The sequence below is a fragment of the Acidovorax sp. sic0104 genome, from assembly GCF_019219095.1.
GTDB lineage: Bacteria > Pseudomonadota > Gammaproteobacteria > Burkholderiales > Burkholderiaceae_C > Acidovorax.
In genome coordinates, this window is the sequence record NZ_JAHUWH010000015.1 from 129,222 (window position 1) to 136,696 (window position 7,475).

5 protein-coding genes are annotated in these 7,475 nt (G+C 66.8%); 4 read left to right on the top strand and 1 reads right to left on the bottom strand.

Annotated elements, in window-relative coordinates; genetic code table 11:
- The first annotated feature begins 33 nt into the window (after positions 1-33).
- From KW835_RS21060 to KW835_RS21075, 4 genes are all read left to right on the top strand, one after another.
- A complete protein-coding gene (locus tag KW835_RS21060; protein ID WP_218386020.1) occupies positions 34-1,023 on the top strand; it encodes a Bug family tripartite tricarboxylate transporter substrate binding protein in 990 nt (329 codons plus the stop codon).
- A 294-nt stretch (positions 1,024-1,317) separates the two neighbouring features.
- Positions 1,318-3,018 carry an acyl-CoA dehydrogenase family protein gene (locus tag KW835_RS21065; protein ID WP_218386021.1) on the top strand — a complete coding sequence of 567 codons (1,701 nt, stop codon included), beginning with the start codon at positions 1,318-1,320 and terminating at the stop codon, positions 3,016-3,018.
- 122 nt (positions 3,019-3,140) lie between these two features.
- Positions 3,141-4,871, top strand: coding sequence for a tannase/feruloyl esterase family alpha/beta hydrolase (locus tag KW835_RS21070; protein ID WP_218386023.1), 1,731 nt, complete (start codon positions 3,141-3,143; stop codon positions 4,869-4,871).
- Positions 4,872-4,978: 107 nt separating this feature from the next.
- Positions 4,979-6,727: a tannase/feruloyl esterase family alpha/beta hydrolase gene (locus KW835_RS21075; protein WP_218386024.1), complete on the top strand. Its 1,749-nt coding sequence runs from the start codon at positions 4,979-4,981 to the stop codon at positions 6,725-6,727.
- A gap of 64 nt (positions 6,728-6,791) precedes the next feature.
- Here KW835_RS21075 and KW835_RS21080 read toward each other — a convergent pair whose 3' ends face one another.
- Complete coding sequence (locus tag KW835_RS21080) at positions 6,792-7,205, bottom strand: diadenylate cyclase (RefSeq protein WP_218386025.1); 414 nt, start codon at positions 7,203-7,205, stop codon at positions 6,792-6,794.
- Positions 7,206-7,475: the final 270 nt, after the last annotated feature.

Sequence of the window (7,475 nt, forward strand, 5' to 3'; positions counted from 1 at the left end):
AATTTCCGTCAGATTCACATCAGGAGACAAACCATGAGCACCACACGCCGTCAATTCGTTCAGGCCCTTGGCGCCAGCGCCGCATTGGGCGCCCTGCACCCCTTCGCCGCCCAGGCGCAGGTGGACCAGGTCAAGGTGTATTTCGGCTTTCCAGCCGGCAGCTCGGGCGACACCGTGGCGCGCCGCGTGGCCGAGAAGTGGGGTGGCTCGGCTTTCAGCAAGAACGCCGGCGTGGTGGAGAACAAGCCCGGTGCAGGCGGACGCATCGCGCTGGAGACCCTGAAGTCAGCCCCTGCCGATGGCTCCGTGCTGGCCGTGGCGCAGGTGTCGGCCCTGGCCAACTACCCGCACATCTACAGCAAGATGAACTACACCGACAAGGACTTCGCGCCCGTGTCGATCGCGGCCATCATGCACCACGGCCTGGCCGTGGGTCCCATGGTGCCCGCCAGCGTGAAGACGGTGAAGGATTTCCTCGCGTGGGCCAAGGCCAACCCCAAGGACGCGAGCTACGGCTCGCCCGGCGCGGGCTCCACGCCCCACTTCCTGGGCGCGCTCCTGGGCATCAACAGCGGCGTGGACCTGCGCCATGTGCCCTACCGCGGCTCCATCCCCGGCGTGACGGACGTGGTGGGCGGGCAGATCGCCGCCATGGTCACGCCGCACGGCGACTTCATCGCCAACTACAAGGCCGGCAAGCTGCGCATCCTGGCCACGTCCGGCCCCAAGCGCTCCATCTACGTACCCGACGTGCCCACGTTCGCCGAGCAGGGCTTCCCCGAGCTGACCACCGAGGAGTGGTTCGGCTTCTACGCCCCCGCCGCCACACCCAAGCCGGTGATCGCCGCCGCCAATGCCGCGATCAACGCGGCGCTGAAGGAAAAGTCGGTCATCGACAGCCTGGCCATCGTGGGCCTGATGCCGCACGGCTCCACGCCCGAGGAACAGGCCCGCTGGCAAAAGGCCGAGTACGACACCTGGGGGCCGCTGATCAAGAAGATCGGGTTCACGGCAGATTCTTGAGTACCCCCCCTGAGGCGCTGGCGCGCCTTCCCCCCCAGGGGGACGCCGCCAGCGCGGCGGGGCGGCCCTTGCGCGGCGGCCCTCGCCTGGGGCGCGCCGGTATCGGCGGGTGGCGGGCGCAACCCTCGCCCCACCCGTTCGGGCTGAGCCTGTCGAAGCCAGGGCATGCCCCCCGCAACCCCTTCGACCGGATCAGGGTGAACGGTCAGCCGCCGGTTGACCAGGATTTCAAGCAAAAACAGCCGTTACCGCGCTTCCACCATGCGCCAATAGCTATTAAATCAAGAGCAATCCATGCAAGCACGCCAGGCCCTCACCGACATCCAGTTCCTGCTGACCGAGGTGCTGCAGGCCCCCGCGCAGTGGCAGGCGCTGGCCCCGTTTGCCGACACCGATGGCGAGCTGGCAGCGCAGGTGCTGGAAGAAGCCGCCAAGTTTGTGGACACCGCCGTGGCCCCGCTGCAGCGCACGGGCGATGAAGTGGGTTGCCGGTTTGACGCAGGCAAGGTGCACACGCCCCCCGGCTTCCGCGATGCGTACCAGGCCTTCTGGCAAGGCGGCTGGCCCGCGCTGGCCTGCGCACCCGAAGACGGCGGCCAGGGCCTGCCTGCGGTGCTCGAATGTGTGCTGTTTGAATGGCTGGCCGGTGCCAACCACGGCTGGACCATGGCGCCCGGCCTGCTGCACGGTGCGTACGAATGCATCAAGCACCACGCCAGCGACGCCCTCAAGGCGCAGTACCTGGAGAAAGTCGCCACCGGCGAATGGCTGGCCACCATGTGCCTGACCGAAGCCCACGCGGGCAGCGACCTGGGCCTGGTGCGCACGCGCGGCGTGCCGCAGCCGGACGGCAGCGTGCGGGTGAATGGCAGCAAGATTTTTATCTCGGGCGGTGAACACGACCTGACCGACAACATCGTGCATCTGGTGCTGGCGCGCCTGCCCGATGCACCGGCAGGGCCCAAGGGCCTGTCGCTGTTCCTGGTGCCCAAAGTCTTGCCCGACGGCACCCGCAACGCCGTGGTTTGCGAACGCATCGAAGAAAAGATGGGCCTGCACGGCAGCCCCACCTGCGTGATGCGCTTTGACGACGCCACCGGCTGGCTGGTGGGCGAGCCGAACCGCGGCCTTGCCGCCATGTTCGTGATGATGAACGCCGCACGCCTGCACGTGGGCCTGCAGGGCATCGGCCTGCTCGAAGCAGCGTGGCAAAAGGCGAGCGCGTACGCCGCCGAGCGGCGCCAGATGCGCGCACCCGGCGCCAAGGACACCAGCCTCATCCAGGACCACCCCGCCATCCGCCGCATCCTCGCCACGCAGCGTGCCTGGATCGACGGCGGGCGGGTGCTGGCGTACCACACGGCGCTGCAACTGGACGCAGCAAAACACAGCACCGACGCAGCCGCGCGCGCCGCAGCGCAGCGCTGGTGCGCACTGGTCACGCCGGTGCTCAAGGCGGCGCTGACCGATCAGGCGTTTCATGGCGCCAGCGCCTGCCTGCAGGTGTTCGGCGGCCACGGCTACGTGCGCGAATGGGGCATAGAGCAGATCGTGCGCGACGCCCGCGTGGCCATGATCTATGAGGGCACGAACGAGATCCAGGCCATCGACCTGCTGGTGCGCAAGGTGCTGGCCGATGGCGGCGATGGCTTGGCCGCACTGCTGGCCACGCTCCCCGGCGCAGCGCCCAGTCCCGCCGCCAGCGCGCGCTGCCATGCGCTGGTCGAGATCACGCAGACCCTGGCGGTTGCCGCGCAGACCGACCCCGAGCTGCCCTACTGGGTGGCCGATGACTACCTGCGCGCCGTGGCGCTGGTGCTGCTGGAATGGGCATGGCAGCGCATTGCCACCGCCAGCAACACCCCGCGCTGGCAAGCGCCTGCCAACGCCTTCGCGCAATGGGTGCTGCCAGAGTTCGGGATGCGCACGGCCATCATCCGCCAGCGCATCGCCCAGGTGTCCGAATCCTGGCCCAAAACGGCCGCTACCGCCTGACAGACAAGCGCCAGAAGCTATTGATTCAGTAGCAAACAGACGATTTCCCGCTTTCCTTCCCACAGCGCGTCGAGGCCGCGCTGCGGGCTGTCCTGCGCCTCGAAAAAACGGAGACAAAGACCATGAAGTTGAGAGGAAAGACCCTGAGCTGGCGCGCCGCACCGCGCACCCTTCGCCTGGCAACATTTCCCGTGTTGCCGCTGGCCCTGCTGGCGGGCTGTGGCGGCTCGTCCGACTCCGGCCTGCCGCAGCTCGCGGCTGCCAGCCCCGCCGCGCTCAAGTCGTGTAGCGACCTGGCCAGCCGCATCAACTTTGCCAACACCACCATCACGGCGGCCACGCCGGTGGACGCGGGCAAGCTGACCGTGGCGGGCAAACCCGTGCGCGCGCACTGCCAGGTCACGGGCAAGATGTTCCAGCGCGTGAGCCCGGTGGATGGCAAGAACTACGCCATCGGCTTTGAAATGCGCCTGCCCAACGACTGGAACGGCCGCTTCTTCTACCAGGCCAACGGCGGCATCGATGGCAGCGTGGTCACGGCCACGGGCGCCGTGAACGGTGGCGGCGGTCTGGACAATGCGCTGAACATGGGCTTCGCCGTCATCAGCTCGGACGCCGGACACGAAGCCGCTGGCGGCCCCACCTTCGGCATCGACCCGCAGGCGCGCCTGGACTTCGGCTACCAGGCCGCGGCCAAGCTCACGCCCATGGCCAAGAGCGCCATCCAGACGGCCTACGGCAAGGCGCCCGACCGCTCGTACTTCGGCGGCTGCTCCAACGGCGGACGCCACACCATGGTGGCCGCCACGCGCATGCCCGACCAATACGACGGCTACCTGGTCGGTGCCCCCGGCTACAACCTGCCCAAGGCCGCCATCGCCAACATCGCGGGCGGGCAGATCTATGCATCGCTGGCCAGCACGCCCGGCGACATCTCCACCGGCTTCACCGAAGCCGAGCGCAAGCTCGTCTCCAACGCCGTGCTGTCCAAGTGCGATGCGCTGGACGGCGCCACGGACGGCCTGGTGCAAGACACCGGCGCCTGCCAGGCAGCCTTCAACCTGGAGCGCGACGTGCCCACCTGCAGCGGCGCGCGCGACGGCAGCTGCCTCTCGGCCGCGCAGAAGACGGGCATTGCCAAGATCTTCAGCGGCCCCACGGCACGCAACGGCTCGCGGCTGTATGCCAGCTTTCCGTATGACGCGGGCCTGGCCGGCTCGGACTACGGCTTCTGGGAATTCACGGCGCCACTGATGCTGGACTCCGGCGGTGTGGCCTTGATCTGGGCAGCCCCGCCAGACGATGCAGCCACCTTCAACGGCCCCGCCTTTGCGCTGACGGGCGACCCCACCACCATGTGGGAGCGTGTGAACGCCACCACGTCGGTCTACACCGAAAGCGCCATGTCGTTCATGACGCCGCCCAACCCCAGCAACCTCTCGGCCATGAAGAACCGGGGCGCCAAGATGATGGTCTACCACGGCACCAGCGACGCCATCTTCTCCAGCGACGACACCACCGCGTGGTACGACAGCCTGCGCACCGCCAACAACGGCGACGCCAGCAACTTTGCGCGCTTCTACCGCGCGCCGGGCATGAACCACTGCTCGGGCGGCCCCTCCACCGACCAGTTCGACATGCTGACCCCGCTGGTGAACTGGGTGGAAAAAGGCCAGGCGCCTGAAGGCCTGGTGGCCAGCGCGCGCGGGGCTGGCAACGCCGCAGGCGCGAACCCCAACGTGCCAGCCAGCTGGGCCGCCAACCGCACACGCCCCCTGTGCGCCTACCCCCAGGTGGCGCGCTACAACGGCACGGGCGACATCAACAGCGCCAGCAGCTTCAGCTGCAAGTAGCTTCAGCCCCACGCAACGTAACGCAGCCCCAGGCCCCGGCCTTCGCAGGCCGGGGCCTGCATCGAATGCCTTATTTGCCCTGCACCCCGGAGCGTAGGAAACCAGCCATGACCACCTCTTCATTCCGCCCGGCCCCTCACGCCACACTGGCCGCCAGCGCGCTGGCCGCGGCGGCCCTGCTGGCGGGCTGCGCCAGCGCACCCCGCACCACGCCCCCGCCGCAGCTCAGCGCCGCCATACCCGCCACGCTGAAGAACTGCGCCACGCTGGCCCAGAGCCTGGCACTGCCCCACACCCGCATCACCTCGGCCGAGACGGTGGCCGAAGGCCCGCTCACGCTGCAGGGCAACACCATCCAGGCGCCCGCGCACTGCCTCGTCAAAGGCAGGATGAAAGAACGCACCAGCCCCGTGGACGGCGCGGCCTACGCCATCGGCTTCGAGATCCGCATGCCCGTGTCGTGGAACGGCCGCTTCCTTCACCAGGCCAACGGAGGCCTGGACGGCAGCGTGGTGATGGCCCTGGGCGCCGTCAGCGGCGGCGCCCCCGTGGCGCCCGCGCTGGTGCAAGGCTTTGCCGTGCTCAGCTCGGACGCGGGCCACGGCGCGCCCACACCCTTCTTCGGGCTGGACCCCCAGGCCCGGCGCGACTACGGCTACCAGGCCGTGGGCACCCTCACCCCCATGGCCAAAGACCTGATCAAGGGCGCCTACGGCAAGGGCCCCGACCGCTCGTACATCGCAGGCTGCTCCAACGGCGGCCGCCACGCCATGGTGGCCGCATCGCGCTATGCCGACCAGTACGACGGCGTGCTGGCGGGCAACCCCGGCTTCAGCCTGCCCAAGGCCGCCACGGCCCAGCTGTGGAAGGCCCAGCAATACGCCAAGGTGGCGCCCAAGGACGCGAACGGCCAGCCCGACCTGACCAAGGCCGTGAGCCCCGCCGAGTTCCAGCTCATCAGCCGCAAGATCGTCGAACGCTGCGACGCGCTGGACGGCGCCACGGACGGCCAGGTGAACGACGTGCAAGCCTGCCAGGCCGCCTTCAACCTGCAGCGCGACGTGCCCACCTGCACCGCTGCCAACACCGCGCGCGATGGCACCTGCATCTCTGCCGAGCAAAAGAGCGTGCTGGCCAGCATCTTTGCCGGGCCCCAAAACAGCAAGGGCGAAGCCCTGTACACCGGCACCTGGTTCGACCCCGGCGTGGCAGGCAGCAACTTTGCGTTCTGGCACTTCAACGCCCCCACCACGCGCGATGCGGGTGCCGTGGCCTTTTTGTTCACCACGCCGCCCTCCACGATGGACGCCTTCAAGGCCACCACCGGCCTGCAGTACGCGCTGAACTTCAGCATGGACGCGGACTACCCCAAGATGTTCGCCACCACGCCGGTCTACACCGAGTCATCCTGGTCGTACATGACGCCCCCCAACCCCACCGACCTGAGCACACTGCGCAACCGGGGCGCCAAGATGATGGTCTACCACGGCGTGGCCGACGGCGTGTTCTCGCCCATCGACACCGCCCAATGGATGGACCGCGTGCAGGCCCACCACGGCGGCAAGGCCGATGACTTTGCCCGCCTGTACCTGGTGCCCGGCATGAACCACTGCTCCGGCGGCCCCGCCACCGACCAGTTCGACATGCTGGCCCCGCTGGTGGCGTGGGTGGAACAAGGCAAGGCGCCCGACAGCGTGACGGCGAACGCGCGCGGCGAGGGTGCCAAGGTGGTCAACGCCGAACTGCCTTCCAGCTGGTCTGCCAACCGCACCCGGCCGCTGTGTGTGTACCCGAAGGTGGCGCGGTACAACGGGACGGGGGATGTGGAGAGTGCGGGGAGTTTTAGCTGCAAGTGAGGGGGATTAAAAGTGGGAAGCCCGGCTTGTGCCGGGCTTTTTCTTTGCTAGGTCTCATTCCCGACTATGCATCCCAAAAGCTTGGTTGCACTTCAGGCCAAAGAAGTACTTCCGAGCCAATACGCTTTGTTGCCTTAACGCCACCATCAGACGAAACAATAAAAGCGATCCCATCTTCATATGTGGAGCAAAACCTAAAAGCAGATCGATGTCGCGTTCCATAGGTTTCGATCGAAACTGGCTGCTTAGTCGTCGCTTCAGGATTCATAGCTATCTGCACGTCCCGAAGAGTTGGCGATTGTGCGATCACTTCAGCACCAAAACCAAGAACTCGAAAGCGATCAGTGATAACGAGTGCCCCATCCACTGCGGAGAGTGAAGCGATGAAGCGGACTGCATCTTTTAAGGCTTCGTCATTGTCAATCTTCGCGGATTCAAGAATAGAAATCTGTTGATACTTCTCCGGATCGATAGGCACTTCGGAGTCCCAAAGTGGAAAGTGTAGGGCGTAGTACTTGTGATGAAGCTCAAGGTGCTGAAGCATCAACTCCCACAAATAGTCGTAATCGCACGGGTGCTTAATGTTTACGCGATCTGCTAGGCGAGGATCTGATGCCGACAGTTGAATCGCCCCGGTTTTTGAGGAGGCTCAACACTCTGAGAGGATTGAGCCATGAAGAAGACGAACAAGTTCTCGCCCGAGGTGCGTGAGCGCGCGGTGAGGATGGTGCAGGAGCAGCGCGGGGAG

Coding starts and splice junctions, on each gene's coding strand:
- KW835_RS21060 (WP_218386020.1), top strand. CDS start 34: ATGAGCACCACACGCCGTCAATTCGTTCAGGCCCTTGGCGCCAGCGCC.
- KW835_RS21065 (WP_218386021.1), top strand. CDS start 1,318: ATGCAAGCACGCCAGGCCCTCACCGACATCCAGTTCCTGCTGACCGAG.
- KW835_RS21070 (WP_218386023.1), top strand. CDS start 3,141: ATGAAGTTGAGAGGAAAGACCCTGAGCTGGCGCGCCGCACCGCGCACC.
- KW835_RS21075 (WP_218386024.1), top strand. CDS start 4,979: ATGACCACCTCTTCATTCCGCCCGGCCCCTCACGCCACACTGGCCGCC.